Here is a 22,278-nt window from a genome sequence, read left to right as displayed (position 1 = left end):
GTGGGTCAGTCAGCTCAGTCGATGTACTCGAACAGCTTCACGATCTTCTGCACACCGGAAACGCCTTGAACCAGGCTGGTTGCCTGTGCGGCTTCCTGTTTGGTCAGCAGGCCCAGCAGATAGACAATACCGTTTTCAGTCACGACCTTGATGCGCGACCCGGGGATGTTCGCATCGGTGAGCATCTGGGCCTTGATTTTGGTGGTCAGCCACGTGTCGTTCTGGCGTGCCAGCAGCGAAGAGGGCGCCAGCACCTGCAGCTCGTTGTGGACCTTCTTGACGCGCTGGACGGCGGCAGCGGCCCGTTCGGCCTTGGCCTTGAGGTCTTCGCGTGGTGTTTGTCCGGCGAGCAGCACGACGCCGTTGAAGCTGGTAATAACGATGTGCGAGTCCTTGTCCAGGGCTGGATCAGCCTTGGCAATGTTTACGCCGACCTTGGTGTCGATCAGGGAATCGTCGATTTTGCTGCCCAGTGTGCGCGTGCCGCGGTCATCTTCAATCGGCGCTTCGCGGCTGGCAGTTACCACCGAGGTGCAGCCGCTGATGCCCAGGCACAGGGTCAAGGCCAGTAGGCCAAGGCGATTAGGGGTCATTCTTCACTCCCGAACAATTGGCTGTCGATCAAGTCGCATAGACAGTGGATCGCCAGCAGGTGGACTTCCTGGATACGAGCGGTGACGTTGGCCGGTACGCGGATCTCGACGTCCTCGGGCAACAGCAGTGACGCCATGCCGCCACCGTCACGACCCGTCAAAGCTACGACAATCATTTCGCGATCATGTGCGGCCTGGATCGCTTGAATTATGTTTGCCGAGTTACCGCTGGTGGAGATTGCCAGTAATACGTCGCCCGGCTGGCCGAGTGCGCGGATCTGCTTGGAGAAGATTTCGTTGTAGCTGTAGTCGTTGGCGATCGAGGTGATCGTCGAACTGTCGGTTGTCAGGGCGATGGCTGGCAGACTCGGGCGCTCGCGCTCAAAGCGGTTGAGCAGTTCGGACGAGAAATGCTGGGCATCGCCAGCAGACCCGCCATTGCCGCAGGAAAGCATTTTGCCTTCATTGAGCAGGGCGTTGACCATGACCTGGCTGGCTTGCTCGATGTGCGGTGCAAGTACGTCCATCGCCTGTTGCTTGGTGTCGATACTGGCCTGGAAAAGCTGGCGAATTCGGGATTGCATGTCCATCTGTGTGACCTTAATGAGCGCGGCTGTTCGGCACGTGAATGTGCAGCCCGCAAAGCAAAGAGCAAAAGTGTCGAGTGAAAGTGTCCGGTCTGGAGTGCATGCGATCAGCCATCAAAGGCATTCTGCAGCCAGTTCAACTGATCGAGATTGCTGTCGATGGCAACCACGTCGAAGCGGCAAGGAGAATTGGCCCAGCGCGATTCGTGCTGAAGAAAAGACTGTGCAGCGAAGATCAGTTTCTGCTGTTTGCGCCCGTCAACACTGTCGAGCGCACCACCCCATTGAGTGTTTTTTCTGTAGCGGACTTCAACGAATACTACTGTATCGCCATCTAGCATGACCAGATCAAGCTCGCCGCGTTTGCATAACCAGTTCTGCGCCAGCAGGCGCAGCCCTTGTTGTTGAAGATGCTCGAGCGCATGACGCTCGGCATCTTTTCCGCTTTGCTGACGTGATCTGTCAGGCATCAGCGAGCGGTGTCCGGCAGGCGCTGAACCTGACCGTTGATGAATTCGGCCCATGGCAACTGGCGCACGACGCGCTGGCTCTGAGTCATGCTCAGACTGCCTGACTGGCCTTCGATGCGGCTATCTGGCAGGGCCTTGAGTTGGCCCAGGCGCGGGGCCAGGCGATAAGCATCAACGCCCATGGCGTAAAGACGGCCAAGGCTGCCACTCGCTTGCGGCCACTGAGCAGTGACCTGGCGACGCAGCGGATCATTGGCGTCCAGCAACCATGGGGTTTCGCAGAAGCGAATGCCGTTCATGTCGTTGTACTGGTTCACATCGCCGCTCGCACTGAATACGTGGGAGGTAGCGTAAACCGGAACGTCACCCGCGTACTGGAAATTCAGGGTCGGTTTGATCTGTTGAGCCTGTTGCGGTGTGGCTGCAAGGAAGATGAACTCGATATCCTGACGACGCGACGGCTGGGCGGCGACTTGCGATCCAACCGTGCTTTGCAGGCTCTTGGCGCGACCCTCACTCTGGCGCAGCTGGAACATGTCGGCGATCTGCTGGGCCAGTTGCACCGGCTGATCGACACGCTCGGTGGCGACGATGCTGCCGCCATTGGCTTGCCAGTCCTGGCTGAACGCCTTGAGAACGCGGTCGCCCCATTCACCCTTCGGTACCATGATGGCTGCGCGATGCAGGCCATCGGCGCGTGCGCGACGGGACACTTCGCGGGCTTCATCTTCAGCGGCAAGACCAAACTGGAACAATTGCGCCGGACCTTGATCACCCTCGCTGTAGTTCAGCGCCAGGGTGGTGATCGGCAGTTGCGGGCGAGTGCTGAGTTGTTTGACCAGTGGTTTCTCCAGTGGGCCGACTACCAGTTGCACGCCATCGGCCTGGGCCTTGCGATAGAACTCGTCCATGGAGGTCAGGCGTGAGCTGTCATAGAACTCGATAGCTGGCGGTTTCTGCCCGGCCTGTTGCGCCTGGTAATGAGCGGCCATGAACCCGTCGCGCAGCGCCTTGCCGACGGATGCCAGTGGGCCGTCCTGCGGCAGCAGCAAGGCGATTTTGCTCAGGGGCTGGCTGGCCAGTTCCTTGAGCTTGGTCAGGGCGACGGGCAGCTGAATAGCGGCCGGGTGTTTCGGGTTCTGGGCGCGCCAGTTGTCGATGGCCGCTTGTTGTTGTTCCAGGGTGCCGGCGGTTTTCACGGCCAGGGCCAGGGCCATCCAGCCGCCGAGGTCGTCGGTGGTGGAGGGTTGCAGCTGGTCGGTTGGCAGAGAGGCGATCAGCGTCCAGATGGCTTCATGATTTTTAGCCGCCGCTTCGCCGCTCAGCATCGGAGCGATAAAGATGCGCTCCCGTGCGGCCGCGAGGGTTTGCCCATCGGCTTCAAGAGCGCGGGCGCGCACGGTGCCGGTACGGACCTGTTGCTCCTGCGACAATTCGCCCAGGCGCTGCAGGCTTGGATGGTTCAGCGCCGTCAGTGCGGCTTTCGGCTGGTTGCGGGTCATGGCCAGTTCGGCTGCCAGGGTGCTGGCGAAGACCTGTGGGCCGGGCTTGAGCGACTCGACGGGAACCTGTTGCAGGATTTGCGCGGACTGGCCGGCATTGCCTTGTCGATAGGCGAGGTCAGCCGCACTCAGGCGCAGCAGGGCTGCGTCTTCCGGTGATTTGCTTTGGGCTGCCTTCTCGAGCAGTTGCTCGATACTGGCATCCGGGGTCCGTGGAACTTCGCCAAGGCTGGAGGAGGGCGAGCTGGCGCAAGCCGCCAGCAAGGCAGCAAGGCAGAGGGCAGATAACAGCCGCAGGCAAGCGATCATGTAAGTGTTCCTGATACTCGATCAAATTAGCGTGGAATTGTACCCAAGCACTGGCCGGGGCGCGATGTTACTGGCGTGAATCGATCAATTTAGCTGCTGTAAATGTTGCTGCAGTGCACAAACGGTCTTTAAGGCGGTAACCGCTTGCGCGTATCGCGAGCGGCGCTACGCGCTACAATGGCGACTTTTACCGATCATGAGGTGTGCGCTTTGACTGCTCCAGGTGCTTTGAATTCCGCTGCTGGCTCGCTTTATGTGGTGGCGACGCCCATCGGCAACCTGGATGACATCAGTGCGCGGGCGCTGAAGATTCTGCGCGAAGTGGCGCTGATTGCCGCCGAGGATACCCGTCACTCCCAGCGGTTGATGCAACATTTCGGTATCTCGACGCCGCTCGCGGCCTGTCATGAGCACAACGAGCGGGATGAAGGCAGTCGCTTTATTACCCGTCTGCTCGCCGGTGACAACGTGGCATTGATCTCCGACGCCGGGACGCCGCTGATTTCCGATCCCGGTTACCACTTGGTGCGCCAGGCTCGCGCGGCAGGCATCAACGTGGTGCCGGTGCCTGGCGCCTGTGCCTTGATCGCCGCATTGTCGGCGGCGGGATTGCCCTCCGATCGCTTTATCTTCGAAGGATTCTTGCCGGCCAAGGCGGTAGGGCGCCGGGCACGCCTGGAACTTGTAAAGGAAGAGCCGCGCACACTGATCTTCTACGAAGCACCGCATCGCATTCTTGAATGTTTGCAGGACATGGAACTGGTGTTCGGCGCTGAACGCCCGGCATTGCTGGGTCGTGAGCTGACCAAGACCTTCGAAACGCTCAAGGGCTTGCCGCTGGGAGAGTTGCGTGAGTTCGTCGAGTCAGACAGTAATCAGCAGCGTGGCGAGTGTGTGGTGTTGGTGGCGGGCTGGACGGCGCCTGAGACGGAAGATGCGGTAAGCAGTGAAGCGATGCGCATCCTTGATCTGTTGCTCGAAGAAATGCCGCTCAAGCGCGCGGCGGCTTTGGCCGCGCAAATTACCGGCGAGCGCAAGAACGTGCTTTATCAAGTCGCACTGGATAAACAGAAGGGCGAGTAAAAAACCGACGTGCAGGCGTGGCCATAGGCGCTTAACGCTTGTTCTTCGGGCGCTCTGCCGGTAACCTGCGCGGCGGAGAGTCGATCGGACAGTCGCTGCCCTCTATGAAAATTAGGGGGGGGAGGAAAGTCCGGGCTCCATAGGGCGAAGTGCCAGGTAATGCCTGGGAGGCGTGAGCCTACGGAAAGTGCCACAGAAAATAACCGCCTAAGCGCTTCGGCGCCGGTAAGGGTGAAAAGGTGCGGTAAGAGCGCACCGCACGTCTGGCAACAGTTCGTGGCTAGGTAAACCCCACTTGGAGCAAGACCAAATAGGGTCCCAAGGCGTGGCCCGCGCTGGGACCGGGTAGGTTGCTAAAGATGTCCAGTGATGGCCATCGTAGACGAATGACTGTTCAAGACAGAACCCGGCTTACAGATCGACTCTCCACCTTTTTTCTCTATTCTGCTTTACTCAATTAGGCAGAAGGTAAGTGATGGCACTTTAGCTCCTTTGCTGGCCGTCAGTAGACAGCTTCTGTGATATCCAGAAGCTGCAGTTTGTAACTCCTCGCCGTACTGATTTCCCTCGTCACACAATCGTCGGCAGAAGCACTTTTGTAATACCAAAAAAATCTTACTCTTAATAAATTACTTTAACTTCCGAGCGCAGCCGTCTGTGTTGCTTCAAGTTGTTGGGCGGATTCATCTGCCAAATTCTCGATACCCCCTCCTTCGTACTCCTAAATCTCAGTTCTGTAAGGGTTTTCCTTTGATCCGCGCCTTGACGGTGTGGTGGGCGCATTCCTATAGTGTGCGCAAGTGGCGGAAAGTGGCATAAAGTGGGTTTTTTAAACTCAAAACGCTAGAATTTGGAGAAACGCTGACGTGTTTCGCGGAGCCAACGCTATCAGTCTCGATGCCAAGGGTCGTCTCGCAATGCCGAGCCGGTACCGTGACGAGCTTGATTCGCGCAGTTCCGGTCAGTTGATCGTCACTATTGATGCCGTTGATCCATGTCTGTGTGTTTATCCCCTCGATGAGTGGGAAATTATTGAAACCAAACTGCGTGCACTGCCTTCGCTTCGCGAAGAGAACCGCCGCCTGCAACGTTTATTGATTGGTAATGCCGTCGACCTCGAGCTCGATGGCAGTGGTCGTTTTCTGGTTCCGCCGCGTCTTCGTGAATATGCCAAGTTGGATAAGCGCGCGATGTTGGTAGGCCAGCTGAACAAGTTCCAATTATGGGACGAGGATGCCTGGGACGCGGTTTCTGCCGCTGACCTGGCTGCTATTCAACAACCGGGCGCGATGCCTGATGAACTGCGTGATTTGATCCTGTGACTATTGATAGCGGCTTTAACCACATCACCGTACTGCTTGACGAAGCCGTCGAGGCGCTCGCTGTACGTCCTGATGGCTGCTATCTGGACGGTACGTTCGGACGTGGCGGACACAGTCGGTTGATCCTCAGTCAGCTCGGCCCAGAAGGTCGGTTGCTCGGATTCGACAAGGATCCTCAAGCGATTGCCACCGGGCAGACGCTAGCGGCCGAAGACGGCCGCTTTGTCGTTGTGCAGCGCAGCTTTGCCGAGCTCGGTGCCGAGGTCGCAGCACGCGGGTTACATGGCAAGGTCAGCGGCATTTTGCTCGACCTCGGTGTGTCTTCGCCGCAGCTCGACGACCCTGAGCGTGGCTTCAGTTTTCTCAACGATGGCCCGCTGGACATGCGCATGGACCCGTCCCGCGGCATCAGCGCAGCCGAATTCGTCAACACCGCTCCGGCAGAAGAAATTGCCCGGGTGTTCAAGGAATACGGCGAAGAGCGTTTTTCCGGTCGCATGGCGCGAGCCGTGGCAGAGCGTCGCGACATCAAACCGTTCGAGCGCACCGCCGATCTGGCTGAAGTCCTGAAAGTCGCCAACCCGGCGTGGGAAAAGGGCAAGAACCCGGCCACTCGCGCTTTCCAGGGTTTGCGAATTCACGTCAACAACGAACTGGGTGATCTGGAAACCGGCCTCGAAGCCGCGCTGGATTGCCTGGAAGTGGGCGGACGCCTGGTAGTCATCAGCTTCCATTCGCTGGAAGACCGCATCGTCAAACTGTTCATGCGTAAGCTGGTAAAAGGCGAAGCCGACAACCTGCCGCGCAACCTGCCGGTTCGGCATGTAGCGTTCGAACCCAAAATCAAAGTCCATGGCAAAGCGCAGACGGCCTCCGACGCCGAACTCAAAGCCAATCCACGCTCCCGTAGCGCTGTCATGCGTGTGGCGGAGAAGCTGCGGTGAGCAGGCTTTTCGCCAAGCCACTGCCCGGCGGAAGCTTTTTCATGCTGCTGCTGTTTATCGGCGTGCTCGTGTCGGCCATCGGCGTGTCTTACAGCGCCCACTGGAATCGCCAGTTGTTGAATTCGCTATACAACGAGTTGAGTGTGCGCGACAAGGCGCAGGCCGAATGGGGCCGCTTGATTCTTGAGCAGAGTACCTGGACGGCCCACAGCCGCATCGAAGTGCTGGCTACCGAACAACTGAAAATGCGCATTCCCGGTGCGGCCGAAGTGCAGATGGTGGCGCCATGATGAAACTCGAAGGCGCACTCTTCCCTTGGCGATTCCGCCTGGTGCTGGGCTTGCTCGGCGTCATGGTGGCGGCGATTGCCTGGCGTATCATTGATTTGCAAGTGGTCGACCGTGCCTTCCTTAAGGGGCAGGGCGATGCGCGCAGTGTCCGCCACATTCCAATTCCGGCTCACCGTGGTCTGATCACCGACCGTAACGGCGAGCCTTTGGCCGTCAGTACCCCGGTCACCACGCTTTGGGCCAATGCCAAGGAAATGCAGACCGCCAAAGAGAAGTGGCCAGCACTTGCATCTGCCCTTGGACAGGATCCGAAAGCCCTGGCCGATCGTCTTGAGGCTCAGGCCAACAAAGAATTCATTTATCTGGTGCGAGGGCTGACGCCGGAGCAAGGCCAGGCTGTGCTCGATCTGAAAGTACCGGGTGTCTACGGCATTGAAGAGTTTCGCCGTTTCTATCCGGCCGGTGAAGTTACTGCGCACATGGTCGGATTTACCGATATTGACGATCACGGTCGCGAAGGGGTCGAGCTGGCCTATGACGAATGGCTGGCCGGGGTCCCCGGCAAGCGTCAAGTGATCAAGGACCGGCGCGGCCGGTTGATCAAGGATGTCCAGGTCACCAAAAACGCCAAGGCCGGTAAGCCCTTGGCGTTGTCCATTGACCTGCGCCTGCAATACCTGGCCAACCGCGAACTGCGCAACGCGATCATCGAGAACGGTGCCAAGGCTGGCAGTCTGGTGATCATGGATGTGAAGACCGGCGAGATCCTCGCCATGGTCAACCAGCCAACCTACAACCCGAACAACCGTCGCAACCTGCAACCGGCGATGATGCGTAACCGCGCGATGATCGACGTGTTCGAACCAGGTTCGACCATGAAGGCGATTTCCATGAGCGCCGCGATCGAAAGCGGGCGCTGGAAACCGACCGATACGGTCGAAGTTTATCCGGGCACTTTGCAGTTGGGTAAATACACCATTCGCGACGTATCGAAGACCGAAGGTCCGGTGCTCGACCTGACCGGCATTCTGATCAATTCCAGTAACGTCGGCATGAGCAAGGTCGCGTTCGACATCGGCGGTGAAACCATTTTCCGCCTGGCGCAGAAAGTCGGACTTGGTCAGGACACCGGCCTGGGCTTCCCGGGTGAGCGCGTCGGTAACCTGCCGAACTATCGCGAATGGCGCAAGGCCGAGACCGCCACGCTGTCCTACGGCTACGGTATTTCGGTGACCGCGATCCAACTGGTTCACGCCTTCTCGGCCCTGGCCAACAACGGCCGTCTCGCGCCGCTGACACTGATCAAAACCGACAACGCTCCGCAAACCACCCAGGTGTTGCCTGAAGCCGTCGCGAAAACCATGCAAACCATGCTGCAACAAGTGATCGAAGCGCCTCGCGGTGTATTCCGCGCGCAGGTGCCGGCGTATCACGTAGGTGGCAAGTCCGGTACTGCGCGTAAAACCTCGGTCGGTACCAAAGGCTACGCAGAAAACTCCTACCGCTCGCTGTTTGCCGGTTTCGGCCCGATGAGCGATCCCCGTTACGCCATCGTCGTGGTGATCGATGAACCGACCAAGGCCGGTTACTTCGGCGGCCTGGTATCGGCGCCGGTGTTCAGTCGCGTGATGTCCGGCACCTTGCGCCTGATGAACGTAACCCCCGACAACCTGCCACCTACTCAACAAGCGAACGCAACGCCGGTCGTTCCAGTGAAAGCCAATGGAGGGCGCGGCTGATGTCTTTAAGTCTGAACAAGATTTTCCCCCACGCCGGTCACGATCTGTTGATCCGTGAGTTGGCGCTCGACAGTCGCAATGTGCGCGCGGGTGACCTGTTCCTCGCAGTGCCGGGCGGCAAATTCGATGGTCGTGCACACATTGCCGACGCGCTTGCACGCGGGGCGGCTGCGGTGGCTTATGAAGTGGAAGGCGCCACGGTGCTGCCGATCACTGAGGTTCCGCTGATTCCGGTAAAAGGTCTGGCGGCTCAGCTGTCGGACATCGCCGGACGTTTTTATGGTGAGCCAAGCCATCACTTGAACATGGTTGGCGTGACCGGTACCAACGGCAAGACCAGCGTGACTCAACTGGTTGCCCAGGCACTGGACCTGCTTGGCCAGCACTGCGGCCTCGTCGGCACGTTGGGTTCCGGTTTCCACGGTGCCCTGGAAAGCGGCCTGCACACCACGCCGAATCCGATTGCCGTGCAAGCGACCCTGGCTGACCTGAAAAAGGCCGGCGCCAAAGCCGTCGCCATGGAAGTCTCTTCCCATGGTCTGGATCAGGGGCGAGTGACTGCTCTGGCCTTTGACGTCGCAGTGATGACCAACCTGTCCCGTGATCACCTGGATTATCACGGCACCATGCAGGCTTACGGCGAAGCCAAGGCCAAGCTGTTTGCCTGGAGCGAATTGAAATGCCGGGTGGTTAACCTGGATGACGAATTCGGCAGGCAACTCGCCGCCGACAAACGTGAATCGCGGTTGATCACGTATAGCCTCGAAGACTCCAGCGCCTACCTGTATTGCCGTGCGGCGCAGTTTGACGATGAAGGCGTGCGCGCCACGCTGGTCACGCCACAGGGCGAGCATCTTTTGCGCAGCACCTTGCTCGGTCGTTTCAACCTGAGCAACGTACTCGCTGCCGTCGGTGCCTTGCTCGGCCTGGATTACGCGCTGGACGAAATCCTCAAGGTACTGCCGAAACTCGAAGGCCCGGCCGGACGCATGCAGCGCCTGGGCGGTGGAACGCAACCGTTGGTCGTGGTCGACTACGCCCACACACCGGATGCGTTGGAGAAAGTGTTGCTGGCCTTGCGCCCTCACGCCAAGGGTCGTTTGCTGTGCCTGTTCGGCTGTGGCGGCGACCGGGATCGTGGCAAGCGCCCGCTGATGGCCGAAGTGGTCGAGCGTCTGGCGGATGGCGTACTGGTCACCGACGACAACCCGCGTACCGAAGACCCGGCATTGATCTTCGACGACATCCGCGCCGGTTTTACCGCTGTGGATAAAGTGACATTCGTGGCTGGCCGTGGCCAGGCGATTGCCCAGTTGGTCGCCGGCGCTTCGGCGGATGACGTGATCGTGCTGGCCGGCAAAGGTCACGAGGACTATCAGGAAATCAATGGCGAACGCCACGCTTTCTCCGATCTGGTCGAGGCTGATCATGCCCTGACCGCGTGGGAGGTGGCCCATGCTTAAAGCCTTGAAACTCAGCGAACTGTCTGGCGCGCTGAACGCTCGCCTGGTCGGCAGCGATGCCAGCTTCGACGGCGTCAGCATCGACAGTCGGGCGATCCAGCCGGGCCAGTTGTTCATTGCGCTGACCGGTCCACGCTTCGACGGTCATGACTATCTGAATGATGTCGCAGCCAAAGGCGCCGTGGCGGCATTGGTCGAGCGCGAAGTTGCCGACAGCACGCTGCCACAATTGCTGGTCGGGGACACCCGTGAGGCTTTGGGACAGCTCGGTGCGTTGAACCGTGCCGCATTTACGCAACCTGTTGCAGCCGTCACCGGCTCCAGCGGCAAGACCACGGTCAAGGAAATGCTGGCGAGCGTCCTGCGTACACGCGGAACGGTACTGGCAACCCGTGGCAATCTGAACAACGACCTCGGCGTTCCATTGACCCTGCTCGAACTGGCGCCGCAACACAGCGCTGCCGTGATCGAACTGGGTGCCTCGCGCCTGGGCGAAATTGCCTACACCGTCGGCATGACCAAACCGCACGTGGCCATTCTCAACAATGCCGGGACTGCCCACGTTGGCGAGTTCGGCGGCCCGGAAAAAATTGTTGAAGCCAAGGGCGAGATTATTGAGGGGCTGAGTGCCGATGGCGTCGCCATTCTCAATCTCGACGACAAGGCGTTTGGCATCTGGAAGGCGCGCGCCGGCGAGCGCAAAGTGCTGACCTTTGCGCTGAGCAATGTCAGCGCCGACTTTTACGCCAGTGACCTGGCCACGGATGCTCGTGGCTGCCCGTCATTCAACTTGCACAGCCCTGAAGGTGTGGAGCGTGTTCAATTGAATCTGCTCGGCACCCATAACGTCGCCAACGCCATGGCTGCTGCCGCCGCCGCCCATGCCTTGGGTGTGTCGCTGTTCGGCATCGCCACCGGGCTCGGCGCAGTGCAACCGGTTAAGGGTCGTACCGTCGCGCAGCTGGCCACCAATGGCATGCGCGTGATTGACGACACTTACAACGCGAACCCCACCTCCATGTGCGCCGCCGTTGATATACTGGCCGGCTTTTCCGGTCGCACCGTTCTGGTGCTCGGGGATATTGGCGAGTTGGGCGATTGGGCGCAGCAGGGGCATCGCGACGTGGGCGAGTACGCCCGTGGCAAGGTTTCTGCGCTGTACGCGGTCGGGCCAATGATGGTTCACGCCGTCAACGCTTTCGGTCCACAGGCTTTTCACTTCAGCACACAGGCTGAACTGATCGAGGCCCTTGGCGCCGAGCAAGATACAAACACCACCATTTTGATCAAGGGCTCGCGCAGCGCCGCGATGGAAAACATCGTTGCCGCTTTGTGCGGATCCAGTCTGGAGAAACATTAATGCTGCTGCTGCTAGCGGAGTATCTGCAACAGTTCTACAAAGGCTTCGCGGTCTTCCAGTACCTGACCCTGCGCGGGATTCTCGGTGTACTGACCGCGCTGGTTTTGTCGCTGTGCTATGGCCCGTGGATGATCCGCACCCTGCAGAACCGTCAGATCGGCCAGTCCGTGCGCAATGATGGTCCGCAATCGCACCTGTCCAAATCGGGCACCCCAACCATGGGTGGCGCGCTGATTCTGTCGTCCATCGGTGTCAGCACCCTGCTGTGGGCTGACCTGACCAACCGCTACGTCTGGGTCGTACTGCTGGTGACCTTGCTGTTTGGCGCCATCGGCTGGGTCGACGACTACCGAAAGGTGATCGAGAAGAACTCCCGTGGCCTGCCAAGCCGCTGGAAGTATTTCTGGCAATCGGTATTCGGTTTGGGCGCGGCGATCTTTCTGTATATGACTGCAGCCACACCGGTCGAGACGACGCTGATCCTGCCGATGCTCAAGGACCACAGCATTGCGCTGGGCGCCGGTTTCATCGTCCTGACCTATTTCGTGATTGTCGGTTCGAGCAACGCGGTCAACCTGACCGATGGCCTCGACGGCCTGGCAATCATGCCGACCGTGATGGTCGGTGGTGGCCTGGGCATTTTCTGCTACCTGTCCGGCAACGTGAAGTTCGCCGAGTACCTGTTGATTCCGTACGTGCCGGGCGCCGGCGAATTGATCGTGTTCTGCGGCGCACTGATCGGTGCAGGCCTGGGCTTCCTGTGGTTCAACACCTATCCGGCGCAAGTGTTCATGGGTGACGTCGGCGCACTGGCGCTGGGCGCGGCCCTGGGCACTATCGCGGTAATCGTCCGTCAGGAAATCGTCCTGTTCATCATGGGCGGCGTGTTCGTGATGGAGACCCTGTCAGTCGTCATTCAGGTTGCTTCCTTTAAGCTGACCGGTCGCCGTGTGTTCCGCATGGCACCGATTCACCACCACTTTGAACTCAAGGGCTGGCCTGAGCCGCGCGTGATCGTCCGTTTCTGGATCATCACCGTGATTCTCGTGCTGGTCGGCCTTGCCACCCTGAAGCTGAGGTAGAAACTCGTGTCTCTGATCGCTTCTGACCACTTCCGCATCGTTGTCGGCCTCGGCAAGAGCGGCATGTCCCTGGTTCGCTTCCTGGCGAACCGGGGCGTGGCGTTTGCCGTGGCCGATACGCGGGAGAATCCACCGGAACTGGCCACGCTCAAGCGTGACTATCCGCACGTGGAAGTGCGTTGTGGCGAGCTGGACGTCGAATTCCTGTGCCGTGCCGACGAGCTCTACGTGAGCCCGGGCCTGGCGCTGGCGACCCCGGCCCTGCAGGCCGCCGCCGCCCGTGGCGTGAAATTGTCCGGTGACATCGAGCTGTTCGCGCGTAACGCAAAGGCGCCGATCGTGGCCATCAGCGGTTCCAACGCAAAAAGCACCGTAACCACCCTGGTCGGCGAGATGGCGGCTGCGGCCGGCAAGCGTGTCGCCGTTGGCGGCAACCTCGGCACGCCAGCGCTGGATTTGCTCAGCGATGACATCGAGCTGTACGTGATGGAACTGTCGAGCTTCCAGCTCGAGACTACCGACCAACTCGGCGCTGAAGTGGCGACCGTGCTCAACGTCAGCGAAGACCACATGGATCGCTACAGCGGTCTGCCGGCCTATCACCTGGCCAAGCACCGGATCTTCCGCGGCGCCAAACAGTTCGTGGTCAACCGTCAGGACGCGCTGAGCCGTCCGCTGATGGGCGAGGGCCAGCCATGCTGGACCTTCGGTCTGAGCAAGCCCGATTTCAAGGCTTTCGGCATTCGTGAAGAAGACGGCGAGAAGTACCTGGCCTTCGAATTCGAGACCCTGATGCCGGTGCGCGAACTGAAGATTCGCGGCGCGCATAACCAGTCCAACGCATTGGCAGCCCTGGCCCTGGGCCATGCGGTCGGCCTGCCGTTCGATGCCATGCTGTCGAGCCTGCGCACCTTCGCCGGCCTTGAGCATCGCTGCCAGTGGGTCCGTGACCTCGACGGCGTGAGTTACTACAACGACTCCAAGGCGACCAACGTCGGCGCCGCACTGGCGGCCATCGAAGGCCTGGGCGCGGACATCGACGGCAAGCTCGTGCTGATCGCCGGTGGCGATGGCAAGGGTGCCGAGTTCAAGGACCTGCGTGATCCGGTTGCCGCCAACTGCCGTGCCGTGATCCTGATGGGCCGCGACTCAGACAAGATCGGCGAGGCCATTGGCGATGCCGTGCCGCTGATCCGCGTCGGTTCGCTGGTCGAAGCCGTCGAACAATGCCGTGCCGTTGCCCGGCCGGGCGATTCGGTGCTGCTGTCGCCGGCCTGCGCCAGTTTCGACATGTTCAAGAACTACGAAGACCGTGGTCACCAGTTCGTCCGTGCAGTGGAGGATCTGGCATGAGTCTGAAAAACATCATCAAGCCTTATCCATCGCCACTGATCACCGGGCGCGGTATCGACCTCGACTTCCCGATGCTCGCCGGTTGCCTGACGCTGCTCGGGCTGGGTTTGATCATGATTGCCTCCGCCTCCACTGAAGTGGCTGCGGTGCAATCGGGCAGCGCCCTGTATTACATGATTCGCCACCTTATTTACGTAGTGTTGGGTCTGGGTGCCTGCATCGTCACCATGATGATCCCGATCGCCACCTGGCAACGCCTGGGTTGGCTGATGCTGCTGGGTGCGTTCGGCTTGCTGATCATGGTGATCATTCCGGGGATCGGCCGCGAAGTGAACGGTTCGATGCGCTGGATCGGTTTCAGTTTCTTCAACGTTCAGCCTTCCGAGATCGCCAAGGTGTTTGTGGTGATCTACCTCGCCGGTTATCTGGTGCGTCGCCAGAAAGAAGTACGCGAAAGCTGGATGGGTTTTTTCAAGCCGTTCATCGTGCTGCTGCCCATGGCGGGCCTGTTGTTGATGGAGCCGGACTTCGGTGCCACCGTCGTGATGATGGGGGCTGCCGCGGCGATGCTGTTCCTCGGAGGGGTCGGGCTGTTCCGTTTTTCCCTGATGGTGGTGCTGGCTGTCGGTGCGGTGGTGGCATTGATTCAAATGCAGCCGTATCGAATGGCGCGCCTGACCAACTTTGCCGATCCATGGGCTGACCAGTTTGGCGCGGGCTATCAGTTGTCTCAGGCATTGATTGCGTTCGGTCGCGGCGAGTGGCTGGGCGTTGGCCTGGGCAACAGCGTGCAGAAACAGTTCTACCTGCCGGAAGCCCACACTGACTTCGTTTTCTCGGTATTGGCCGAAGAACTGGGGGCTGTGGGTTCGCTGTGCACCGTCGCGCTGTTCGTCTTTGTTTGTATTCGTGGCATGTACATCGGTCTGTGGGCCGAGAAGGCCAAGCAGTTTTTCGCTGCCTATGTTGCCTACGGTTTGTCGTTCCTGTGGATTGGTCAGTTCCTGATCAATATCGGTGTGAACGTCGGCCTGCTGCCGACTAAAGGTCTGACTCTGCCGTTCCTCAGCTATGGCGGCAGTTCGCTGGTGATTTGCTGTGCCTGTCTCGGCTTGTTACTGCGCATCGAGTGGGAGAGTCGAACCCACTTGGGCAGTGAGGAGATGGAGTTCCATGAGAGCGACTTCGCCGAGGAGCCGAACCATGGGCGCTAACGTCTTGATCATGGCGGGCGGCACCGGTGGCCACGTGTTCCCGGCGCTGGCCTGTGCCCGCGAATTCCAGGCCCGCGGTTACACCGTGCATTGGCTGGGTACACCGCGTGGCATTGAAAATGATCTGGTCCCGGCGGCCGGAATCGAATTGCATCGCATCAACGCCAGCGGCCTGCGTGGCAAGGGCAAGTTGTCCATGCTCAAGGCCCCGTTCATGTTGCTCAAGTCGGTCTGGCAGGCGCGGGCGATCATTCGTCAGCTGAAACCGGCCTGCGTGGTGGGTTTTGGTGGTTATGTGACCGGTCCCGGTGGTGTGGCTGCAAAACTGGCCGGCGTGCCGGTGATCGTTCATGAACAGAACGCCGTGGCCGGTACCGCCAATCGGTTGCTGGTGCCGTTGGCCGCCCGAGTCTGTGAAGCCTTCCCCGACACCTTTACCCTGTCGAACAGCCGCCGGACCACGGGTAATCCGGTGCGTACCGAGCTGTTCCTCGAAACTCCGCGACCTGCCCTGGCCGGTCGCAAGGCGCGTTTGCTGATCCTTGGCGGAAGCCTTGGCGCAGAGCCGTTGAACAAGTTGCTGCCTGAAGCCCTTTCGCAAGTCGCCGTCGACTTGCGCCCGGACGTGTTCCATCAGGCCGGCAAAAATCATGATGAAGTGACTGCAGAGCGCTATCGCGCGGCTGGCGTCGAGGCGCAAGTTCAGCCCTTCATCAAAGACATGGCCCAAGCCTATGGCTGGGCCGACCTGGTGGTATGCCGCGCAGGCGCGCTGACCATCAGTGAACTGGCTGCTGCCGGGCTGCCCTCGATGCTGGTGCCTTTGCCCCACGCGATCGATGATCACCAGACCCGCAACGCCGACTATTTGGCCCGTGAAGGCGCAGCCTTCCTGATGCCGCAAAGAACGACTGGCGCAGCGGATCTTGCCGCTCGCCTGACAGAGGTTTTGATGCAACCACAACGACTCAACGATATGGCGACCGCGGCCCGCCGCCTGGCCAAACCCGATGCCACCCGTAACGTGGTCGATACCTGCCTGGAGGTGGCCAATGGTTGAGAATCAGAAAGCCATGCCACAACCGGAAATGCGCCGCATCCGTCGTATCCACTTCGTCGGTATCGGCGGTGTGGGCATGTGCGGGATTGCCGAAGTGTTGCTCAACCTTGGCTATGAAGTGTCCGGTTCCGACCTGAAGGCTTCGCCGGTCACCGAGCGTCTGGAATCCTTCGGTGCACACATCTTCATCGGCCACCGTGCCGAGAATGCCGCCGCTGCCGATGTGCTGGTAGTGTCGAGCGCTGTGAACACGTCCAACCCGGAAGTTGCCACCGCACTGGAACGCCGTATTCCGGTGGTGCCGCGTGCAGAAATGCTGGCGGAGCTGATGCGCTACCGCCACGGTATTGCCGTCGCCGGCACCCACGGCAAAACCACCACCACCAGCCTGATCGCCTCGGTGTTCGCGGCCGGTGGACTGGACCCGACGTTCGTCATTGGTGGCCGTCTGAATGCAGCAGGCACCAATGCCCAGCTCGGTACCAGCCGTTACCTGATCGCCGAAGCCGACGAAAGTGACGCCAGTTTCCTGCACTTGCAGCCGCTGGTGGCCGTGGTCACCAATATCGACGCCGATCACATGGCGACTTACGACGGTGACTTCAACAAACTGAAGAAAACCTTCGTCGAGTTCCTGCACAACCTGCCGTTCTATGGTCTGGCCGTGGTGTGCCTGGACGATCCGGTCGTTCGTGAAATCCTGCCACTGGTCAAACGCCCGACGGTCACCTATGGCTTCGGTGAAGACTGCGACGTGCGCGCCATCAACGTGCGCCAGCAAGGCATGCAAACGTTCTTCACCGTGCTGCGTCCTGACCGCGAGCCGCTGGATGTATCGGTGAACATGCCGGGCAACCACAACGTGTTGAATTCGCTGGCGACCATCTGCATCGCCACCGACGAAGGCGTCAGCGATGAAGCCATCGTCCAGGGCCTGTCCGGGTTCCAGGGTGTCGGCCGACGCTTCCAGGTTTACGGCGAGCTGCCAGTGGATGGCGGCAGCGTAATGCTGGTCGATGACTACGGTCACCATCCGACCGAAGTCGCCGCCGTAATCAAGGCTGTGCGCGGTGGCTGGCCGGAGCGTCGCCTGGTGATGGTTTACCAGCCGCACCGCTACAGCCGCACCCGCGACCTGTACGACGATTTCGTCAATGTACTGGCCGATGCCAACGTGCTTCTGCTGATGGAAGTCTACCCGGCGGGCGAAGAACCGATTCCGGGCGCCGACAGCCGCAAACTGTGCAACAGCATCCGCCAGCGCGGCCAGCTCGATCCGATCTACATCGAGCGCGGTGTCGACCTCGCGCCAGTGGTCAAGCCGCTGTTGCGTGCCGGTGACATCCTGCTGTGCCAGGGCGCCGGTGATATCGGTGGTCTCGCACCGAAATTGTTGAAGAGTGAGTTGTTCGCCGGTGCAGTGGCTGCGCCGCAGAAGGGGAAGTTGAAATGACCGCAGCCTACGCCAACCTGGCCTCCACGATCGCGCCGAAAGACTTCGGCCGCGTCGCCGTGCTGTTCGGCGGCAAGAGTGCCGAACGCGAAGTGTCCCTGAAGTCGGGCAACGCTGTTCTCGATGCGTTGCAAAGCGCTGGTGTGGACGCATTCGGCCTCGATGTGGGTGATGACCTGCTGCAACGTCTGCTCAACGAAAAGATCGATCGCGCCTTCATTATTCTCCACGGTCGTGGCGGTGAAGACGGCAGCATGCAAGGCCTGCTTGAATGTCTGGGCATTCCCTACACCGGCAGCGGCATCCTCGCGTCGGCCCTGGCCATGGACAAGCTGCGCACCAAGCAGGTCTGGCACAGCCTGGGTATTCCCACGCCACGTCACGCAGTATTGAGCAGCGAGGCCGATTGTATTTCTGCTGCGACGGAACTGGGCTTCCCTTTGATCGTCAAACCGGCCCATGAAGGTTCAAGTATCGGTATGGCCAAAGTGAGTTCCGCGTCCGAATTGATCGACGCATGGAAAGCGGCCAGTACCTACGATTCGCAAGTGTTGGTCGAGCAATGGATCCATGGTCCGGAGTTCACCATCGCCACCCTGCGTGACCAGGTGTTGCCGCCAATCGCCCTGGGCACGACGCACAGTTTCTACGACTACGACGCCAAGTACATCGCCAACGATACCCAGTATCGCATTCCGTGCGGGCTGGACAGCGCCAAGGAAAAGGAACTCATGGACCTCACGGCGAAAGCCTGTGAAGCGTTGGGTATCGCCGGTTGGGGCAGGGCAGACGTGATGCAGGACGCCGACGGGCAGTTCTGGTTTTTGGAAGTCAACACCGCACCGGGCATGACCGATCACAGCCTGGTGCCGATGGCGGCCCGTGCCGCCGGTCTGGATTTCCAGCAACTGGTCCTGGCCATTCTGGCTGCCAGTGTTGCCGGTAACCAAGAGTCGAAAAGAGGTTAAGGCCATGCAAGGCGCTCAGCTCAGACATCAGCCCACCGCACCGACCGGCCGCAAGCCGGTGCCGCGGGGTGCCAGCCGTATGGTGGCTAAAGAGCCGATGTCTGCGCGCCTGCCGAAAGCCAACTTTGGTTTTCTCAAAGCGTTGTTCTGGCCAGTGCTGTTGGTCGCCCTGGGGTTTGGCACTTACGAAGGCGCGCAGCGTTTGCTGCCATACGCCGATCGGCCGATCACCAAGATCAACGTGCAGGGCGATTTGAGTTACATCAGCCAGCAAGCGGTGCAGCAACGAATCGCCCCGTTTGTGGCGTCGAGTTTTTTTACCATCGACCTGGCGAGCATGCGCACCGAGCTGGAAACGATGCCTTGGATTGCCCACGCGGAAGTACGTCGGGTGTGGCCGGATCAAGTAGTGATCCGCCTGGAAGAACAACTGCCGGTGGCCCGTTGGGGCGACGAGTCGCTGTTGAACAACCAGGGTCAGGCCTTCACTCCGCGCGAGCTGGCGAACTATGAACACCTGCCACAGTTGTTTGGCCCACAACGGGCTCAGCAGCAAGTGATGCAGCAATACCAGGTACTGAGCCAGATGCTCAGGCCGCTGGGCTTCTCGATTGCACGCCTTGAACTGCGTGATCGCGGCAGCTGGTTCCTGACTACAGGCCCCGGCAGTGCGGGCCCCGGGATCGAACTGCTGCTGGGACGCGGCAAACAGGTGGAAAAGATGCGCCGTTTCATCGCCATCTATGACAAGACGCTCAAAGAACAGATTACGAACATTGCGCGCATCGATCTGCGCTACGCCAACGGCCTTGCTGTTGGCTGGCGGGAACCTGTAGCGCCCACGGCAGCCCAACCCGCTGTCGCGAAGAATTAAGAAGAGGCAGGACCCATGGCAAACGTGCAAAGCGGCAAAATGATCGTCGGTCTCGATATCGGCACCTCCAAGGTGGTGGCGCTGGTGGGCGAGGTCGCGGACGACGGCACGCTGGAAATCGTCGGGATTGGTACTCATCCGTCCCGTGGCCTGAAAAAAGGCGTGGTGGTGAACATCGAATCCACCGTGCAATCGATCCAGCGCGCCATCGAAGAAGCACAGCTGATGGCGGGTTGCCGCATTCACTCGGCGTTCGTTGGCGTGGCCGGCAATCACATCCGCAGCCTGAACTCCCACGGCATCGTGGCAATTCGTGATCGCGAAGTCAGCTCCGCCGACCTTGAGCGCGTGCTCGACGCCGCCCAGGCCGTAGCGATCCCGGCTGACCAGCGCGTGTTGCACACCCTGCCGCAGGATTACGTGATCGATAACCAGGAAGGTGTCCGCGAGCCGCTGGGCATGTCCGGCGTGCGTCTGGAAGCCAAGGTCCACGTGGTCACCTGCGCCGTCAACGCTGCACAGAACATAGAAAAATGTGTGCGCCGCTGCGGTCTGGAAATCGACGACATCATTCTCGAACAACTGGCGTCCGCGTACTCGGTGCTGACCGATGACGAGAAAGAGCTGGGCGTGTGCCTGGTGGACATCGGCGGCGGCACTACCGACATCGCGATCTTCACCGAAGGCGCAATCCGTCACACCGCGGTGATCCCGATTGCCGGCGATCAGGTGACCAACGACATCGCGATGGCGCTGCGTACCCCAACCCAGTACGCCGAAGAAATCAAGATTCGCTACGCCTGCGCCCTGGCCAAACTGGCGGGTGCCGGTGAAACCATCAAGGTCCCAAGCGTTGGTGATCGTCCTCCGCGCGAGCTGTCCCGTCAGGCCCTGGCTGAAGTGGTCGAACCGCGTTACGACGAACTGTTCACCCTGATTCAGGCCGAGCTGCGTCGCAGCGGCTACGAAGACCTGATCCCGGCCGGCATCGTGCTGACCGGCGGTACCGCGAAGATGGAAGGCGCCACTGAACTGGCCGAAGAAATCTTCCACATGCCGGTCCGCCTGGGCGTGCCTCACGGCGTCAAAGGTCTCGATGACGTGGTTCGTAACCCGATTTACTCCACAGGCGTTGGCCTGTTGATGTATGGCCTGCAAAAACAGTCCGACGGCATTTCGTTCTCGGGCATCGGCAGCCGCGACAGCTACAGCAACGAAGAGCCGCAGGCTCCGCTGCTGGACCGCCTCAAGAAGTGGGTCCAGGGCAATTTCTAATGCTTTACCGCAATACCGTAATACCGAAGCACGCAGTAGGCGAAAAAACTAGAGAACGTAAAGGAGAGGGAAAATGTTCGAACTCGTAGACAACATCCCCGCAAGCCCGGTAATCAAAGTTATCGGTGTCGGCGGTGGCGGCGGCAACGCTGTCAACCATATGGTCAAGAGCAACATTGAAGGCGTCGAATTCATCTGCGCCAACACTGATGCCCAGGCGCTGAAAAGCATCAGCGCACGGACCATCCTGCAACTGGGTACCGGCGTGACCAAAGGTCTGGGCGCTGGCGCCAACCCTGAAGTAGGTCGTCAGGCCGCTCTCGAAGACCGTGAGCGCATTGCCGAAGTCCTGCAGGGCACCAACATGGTGTTCATCACCACGGGCATGGGCGGTGGTACCGGTACCGGTGCTGCGCCGATCATTGCCGAAGTGGCCAAGGAAATGGGGATCCTCACTGTTGCGGTGGTGACCCGTCCGTTCCCGTTCGAAGGTCGCAAGCGCATGCAGCTGGCCGACGAAGGCATCCGCCTGCTGTCTGAAAGCGTTGACTCGTTGATCACTATTCCCAACGAGAAGCTGTTGACCATCCTCGGTAAGGACGCCAGCCTGCTGTCGGCTTTCGCCAAGGCTGACGACGTTCTGGCCGGTGCCGTTCGCGGTATCTCCGACATCATCAAGCGTCCGGGCATGATCAACGTCGACTTTGCCGACGTACGCACCGTGATGAGCGAAATGGGCATGGCAATGATGGGCACTGGCTGCGCCAGCGGTCCGAACCGTGCACGCGAGGCCACCGAAGCGGCCATTCGCAACCCGTTGCTCGAAGACGTGAACCTGCAAGGCGCGCGTGGCATCCTCGTGAACATCACCGCCGGTCCTGACCTGTCCCTGGGTGAGTACTCCGACGTGGGCAGCATCATCGAGGCCTTCGCTTCCGAGCACGCCATGGTCAAGGTCGGTACCGTTATCGATCCGGACATGCGTGACGAACTGCACGTGACTGTCGTTGCGACCGGTCTAGGCGCTAAAATCGAGAAACCTGTGAAGGTCATCGACAACACCGTCCATACCTCGATGGCTTCTCAGCCACAACAACAGGCCCCTGTTCGTCAGGAAGCTCCAGCGGTGAACTATCGTGATCTGGACCGTCCGACCGTCATGCGCAACCAGGCTCAGGCCGGTGCTGCGGCTGCCGCGAAGATGAATCCGCAAGATGATCTGGACTACCTGGACATTCCGGCCTTCCTGCGTCGTCAGGCCGATTAATGAAATGTATCAGGGCTATGAAGGTGATTGGTGTTCAGCAAAGGCGTGGTCTGCTATCATCGCCAGCCTT

At 60.1% G+C, this 22,278-nt stretch carries 20 protein-coding genes and 1 other RNA gene; 17 read left to right on the top strand and 4 right to left on the bottom strand.

What is annotated here, in order from left to right:
- Positions 1 to 14 precede the first annotated feature (14 nt).
- The 4 genes from QMK58_RS24905 to QMK58_RS24890 form a co-directional block, all read right to left on the bottom strand.
- A complete protein-coding gene (locus QMK58_RS24905; RefSeq protein WP_320395577.1) occupies positions 15 to 593 on the bottom strand; it encodes a BON domain-containing protein in 579 nt (192 codons plus the stop codon).
- Complete coding sequence (locus QMK58_RS24900) at positions 590 to 1,183, bottom strand: phosphoheptose isomerase (protein ID WP_007904374.1); 594 nt, start codon at positions 1,181 to 1,183, stop codon at positions 590 to 592. Before QMK58_RS24900 ends, QMK58_RS24905 begins: the two co-directional genes overlap by 4 nt.
- A gap of 104 nt (positions 1,184 to 1,287) precedes the next feature.
- On the bottom strand, positions 1,288 to 1,650 hold the full coding sequence (locus QMK58_RS24895; protein ID WP_053154942.1) for a YraN family protein: 363 nt from the start codon (positions 1,648 to 1,650) through the stop codon (positions 1,288 to 1,290).
- Positions 1,650 to 3,461, bottom strand: a complete 1,812-nt coding sequence (locus tag QMK58_RS24890; RefSeq protein ID WP_053154944.1) for a penicillin-binding protein activator — start codon at positions 3,459 to 3,461, stop codon at positions 1,650 to 1,652. Before QMK58_RS24890 ends, QMK58_RS24895 begins: the two co-directional genes overlap by 1 nt.
- A 177-nt stretch (positions 3,462 to 3,638) precedes the next feature.
- On the opposite strand from QMK58_RS24890, the gene rsmI reads away from it, so the two are divergent.
- The 17 genes from rsmI (at position 3,639) to ftsZ (ending at position 22,208) form a co-directional block, all read left to right on the top strand.
- A complete protein-coding gene (gene rsmI / locus QMK58_RS24885) occupies positions 3,639 to 4,544 on the top strand; it encodes a 16S rRNA (cytidine(1402)-2'-O)-methyltransferase (RefSeq protein WP_320395576.1) in 906 nt (301 codons plus the stop codon).
- A gap of 76 nt (positions 4,545 to 4,620) precedes the next feature.
- An RNA gene (rnpB, locus tag QMK58_RS24880) (RNase P RNA component class A) lies at positions 4,621 to 4,974 on the top strand.
- A 436-nt stretch (positions 4,975 to 5,410) separates the two neighbouring features.
- Positions 5,411 to 5,866, top strand: a complete 456-nt coding sequence (gene mraZ / locus QMK58_RS24875) for a division/cell wall cluster transcriptional repressor MraZ (RefSeq protein ID WP_053154948.1) — start codon at positions 5,411 to 5,413, stop codon at positions 5,864 to 5,866.
- Positions 5,863 to 6,810: a 16S rRNA (cytosine(1402)-N(4))-methyltransferase RsmH gene (gene rsmH / locus QMK58_RS24870; RefSeq protein ID WP_053154950.1), complete on the top strand. Its 948-nt coding sequence runs from the start codon at positions 5,863 to 5,865 to the stop codon at positions 6,808 to 6,810. Before mraZ ends, rsmH begins: the two co-directional genes overlap by 4 nt.
- The gene (gene ftsL / locus QMK58_RS24865; protein WP_053154952.1) at positions 6,807 to 7,100 is read left to right on the top strand and encodes a cell division protein FtsL; all 294 of its coding nucleotides are present in this window, start codon (positions 6,807 to 6,809) and stop codon (positions 7,098 to 7,100) included. The genes rsmH and ftsL overlap by 4 nt, the downstream gene beginning before the upstream one ends.
- Positions 7,100 to 8,839: a peptidoglycan D,D-transpeptidase FtsI family protein gene (locus tag QMK58_RS24860; RefSeq protein ID WP_172681790.1), complete on the top strand. Its 1,740-nt coding sequence runs from the start codon at positions 7,100 to 7,102 to the stop codon at positions 8,837 to 8,839. The genes ftsL and QMK58_RS24860 overlap by 1 nt, the downstream gene beginning before the upstream one ends.
- The gene (locus QMK58_RS24855) at positions 8,839 to 10,302 is read left to right on the top strand and encodes a UDP-N-acetylmuramoyl-L-alanyl-D-glutamate--2,6-diaminopimelate ligase (protein ID WP_053154956.1); all 1,464 of its coding nucleotides are present in this window, start codon (positions 8,839 to 8,841) and stop codon (positions 10,300 to 10,302) included. The genes QMK58_RS24860 and QMK58_RS24855 overlap by 1 nt, the downstream gene beginning before the upstream one ends.
- Complete coding sequence (locus QMK58_RS24850) at positions 10,295 to 11,662, top strand: UDP-N-acetylmuramoyl-tripeptide--D-alanyl-D-alanine ligase (RefSeq protein WP_053154958.1); 1,368 nt, start codon at positions 10,295 to 10,297, stop codon at positions 11,660 to 11,662. Before QMK58_RS24855 ends, QMK58_RS24850 begins: the two co-directional genes overlap by 8 nt.
- On the top strand, positions 11,662 to 12,744 hold the full coding sequence (gene mraY, locus QMK58_RS24845) for a phospho-N-acetylmuramoyl-pentapeptide-transferase (RefSeq protein WP_053154960.1): 1,083 nt from the start codon (positions 11,662 to 11,664) through the stop codon (positions 12,742 to 12,744). Before QMK58_RS24850 ends, mraY begins: the two co-directional genes overlap by 1 nt.
- 6 nt (positions 12,745 to 12,750) lie before the next feature.
- On the top strand, positions 12,751 to 14,097 hold the full coding sequence (gene murD, locus QMK58_RS24840) for a UDP-N-acetylmuramoyl-L-alanine--D-glutamate ligase (protein ID WP_053154962.1): 1,347 nt from the start codon (positions 12,751 to 12,753) through the stop codon (positions 14,095 to 14,097).
- Positions 14,094 to 15,311 (top strand): putative lipid II flippase FtsW, encoded by a 1,218-nt coding sequence (ftsW, locus tag QMK58_RS24835; RefSeq protein WP_053154964.1) that lies wholly within the window; start codon positions 14,094 to 14,096, stop codon positions 15,309 to 15,311. Before murD ends, ftsW begins: the two co-directional genes overlap by 4 nt.
- Positions 15,301 to 16,371 (top strand): undecaprenyldiphospho-muramoylpentapeptide beta-N-acetylglucosaminyltransferase, encoded by a 1,071-nt coding sequence (gene murG / locus QMK58_RS24830; RefSeq protein ID WP_053154966.1) that lies wholly within the window; start codon positions 15,301 to 15,303, stop codon positions 16,369 to 16,371. Before ftsW ends, murG begins: the two co-directional genes overlap by 11 nt.
- Entirely contained in the window at positions 16,364 to 17,824 is a 1,461-nt protein-coding gene (gene murC, locus QMK58_RS24825) for a UDP-N-acetylmuramate--L-alanine ligase (protein WP_053154968.1), read from the top strand. The genes murG and murC overlap by 8 nt, the downstream gene beginning before the upstream one ends.
- The gene (locus QMK58_RS24820) at positions 17,821 to 18,792 is read left to right on the top strand and encodes a D-alanine--D-alanine ligase (RefSeq protein WP_053154969.1); all 972 of its coding nucleotides are present in this window, start codon (positions 17,821 to 17,823) and stop codon (positions 18,790 to 18,792) included. The genes murC and QMK58_RS24820 overlap by 4 nt, the downstream gene beginning before the upstream one ends.
- 4 nt (positions 18,793 to 18,796) lie before the next feature.
- Complete coding sequence (locus QMK58_RS24815; protein ID WP_053154971.1) at positions 18,797 to 19,666, top strand: cell division protein FtsQ/DivIB; 870 nt, start codon at positions 18,797 to 18,799, stop codon at positions 19,664 to 19,666.
- Positions 19,667 to 19,681: 15 nt separating this feature from the next.
- Entirely contained in the window at positions 19,682 to 20,941 is a 1,260-nt protein-coding gene (ftsA, locus tag QMK58_RS24810) for a cell division protein FtsA (protein WP_007972611.1), read from the top strand.
- 73 nt (positions 20,942 to 21,014) lie between these two features.
- A complete protein-coding gene (gene ftsZ / locus QMK58_RS24805; RefSeq protein WP_053154973.1) occupies positions 21,015 to 22,208 on the top strand; it encodes a cell division protein FtsZ in 1,194 nt (397 codons plus the stop codon).
- Positions 22,209 to 22,278 lie beyond the last annotated feature (70 nt).

Origin of the sequence: Pseudomonas sp. P8_241 (assembly GCF_034008315.1) — a bacterium.
In the GTDB taxonomy this organism is placed as follows: Bacteria; Pseudomonadota; Gammaproteobacteria; order Pseudomonadales; family Pseudomonadaceae; genus Aquipseudomonas.
Note: the sequence above shows the minus strand (reverse complement) of the source record. Positions and strands in the feature narration are given on the sequence as shown.

Excerpts from the sequence above, each read along its gene's own strand:
- QMK58_RS24905 (WP_320395577.1), bottom strand. The coding sequence starts at position 593 with ATGACCCCTAATCGCCTTGGCCTACTGGCCTTGACCCTGTGCCTGGGC.
- QMK58_RS24900 (WP_007904374.1), bottom strand. The coding sequence starts at position 1,183 with ATGGACATGCAATCCCGAATTCGCCAGCTTTTCCAGGCCAGTATCGAC.
- QMK58_RS24895 (WP_053154942.1), bottom strand. The coding sequence starts at position 1,650 with ATGCCTGACAGATCACGTCAGCAAAGCGGAAAAGATGCCGAGCGTCAT.
- QMK58_RS24890 (WP_053154944.1), bottom strand. The coding sequence starts at position 3,461 with ATGATCGCTTGCCTGCGGCTGTTATCTGCCCTCTGCCTTGCTGCCTTG.
- rsmI (WP_320395576.1), top strand. The coding sequence starts at position 3,639 with ATGGCGACTTTTACCGATCATGAGGTGTGCGCTTTGACTGCTCCAGGT.
- QMK58_RS24860 (WP_172681790.1), top strand. The coding sequence starts at position 7,100 with ATGAAACTCGAAGGCGCACTCTTCCCTTGGCGATTCCGCCTGGTGCTG.
- QMK58_RS24855 (WP_053154956.1), top strand. The coding sequence starts at position 8,839 with ATGTCTTTAAGTCTGAACAAGATTTTCCCCCACGCCGGTCACGATCTG.
- QMK58_RS24850 (WP_053154958.1), top strand. The coding sequence starts at position 10,295 with ATGCTTAAAGCCTTGAAACTCAGCGAACTGTCTGGCGCGCTGAACGCT.
- mraY (WP_053154960.1), top strand. The coding sequence starts at position 11,662 with ATGCTGCTGCTGCTAGCGGAGTATCTGCAACAGTTCTACAAAGGCTTC.
- ftsW (WP_053154964.1), top strand. The coding sequence starts at position 14,094 with ATGAGTCTGAAAAACATCATCAAGCCTTATCCATCGCCACTGATCACC.
- murG (WP_053154966.1), top strand. The coding sequence starts at position 15,301 with ATGGGCGCTAACGTCTTGATCATGGCGGGCGGCACCGGTGGCCACGTG.
- murC (WP_053154968.1), top strand. The coding sequence starts at position 16,364 with ATGGTTGAGAATCAGAAAGCCATGCCACAACCGGAAATGCGCCGCATC.
- QMK58_RS24820 (WP_053154969.1), top strand. The coding sequence starts at position 17,821 with ATGACCGCAGCCTACGCCAACCTGGCCTCCACGATCGCGCCGAAAGAC.
- QMK58_RS24815 (WP_053154971.1), top strand. The coding sequence starts at position 18,797 with ATGCAAGGCGCTCAGCTCAGACATCAGCCCACCGCACCGACCGGCCGC.
- ftsA (WP_007972611.1), top strand. The coding sequence starts at position 19,682 with ATGGCAAACGTGCAAAGCGGCAAAATGATCGTCGGTCTCGATATCGGC.
- ftsZ (WP_053154973.1), top strand. The coding sequence starts at position 21,015 with ATGTTCGAACTCGTAGACAACATCCCCGCAAGCCCGGTAATCAAAGTT.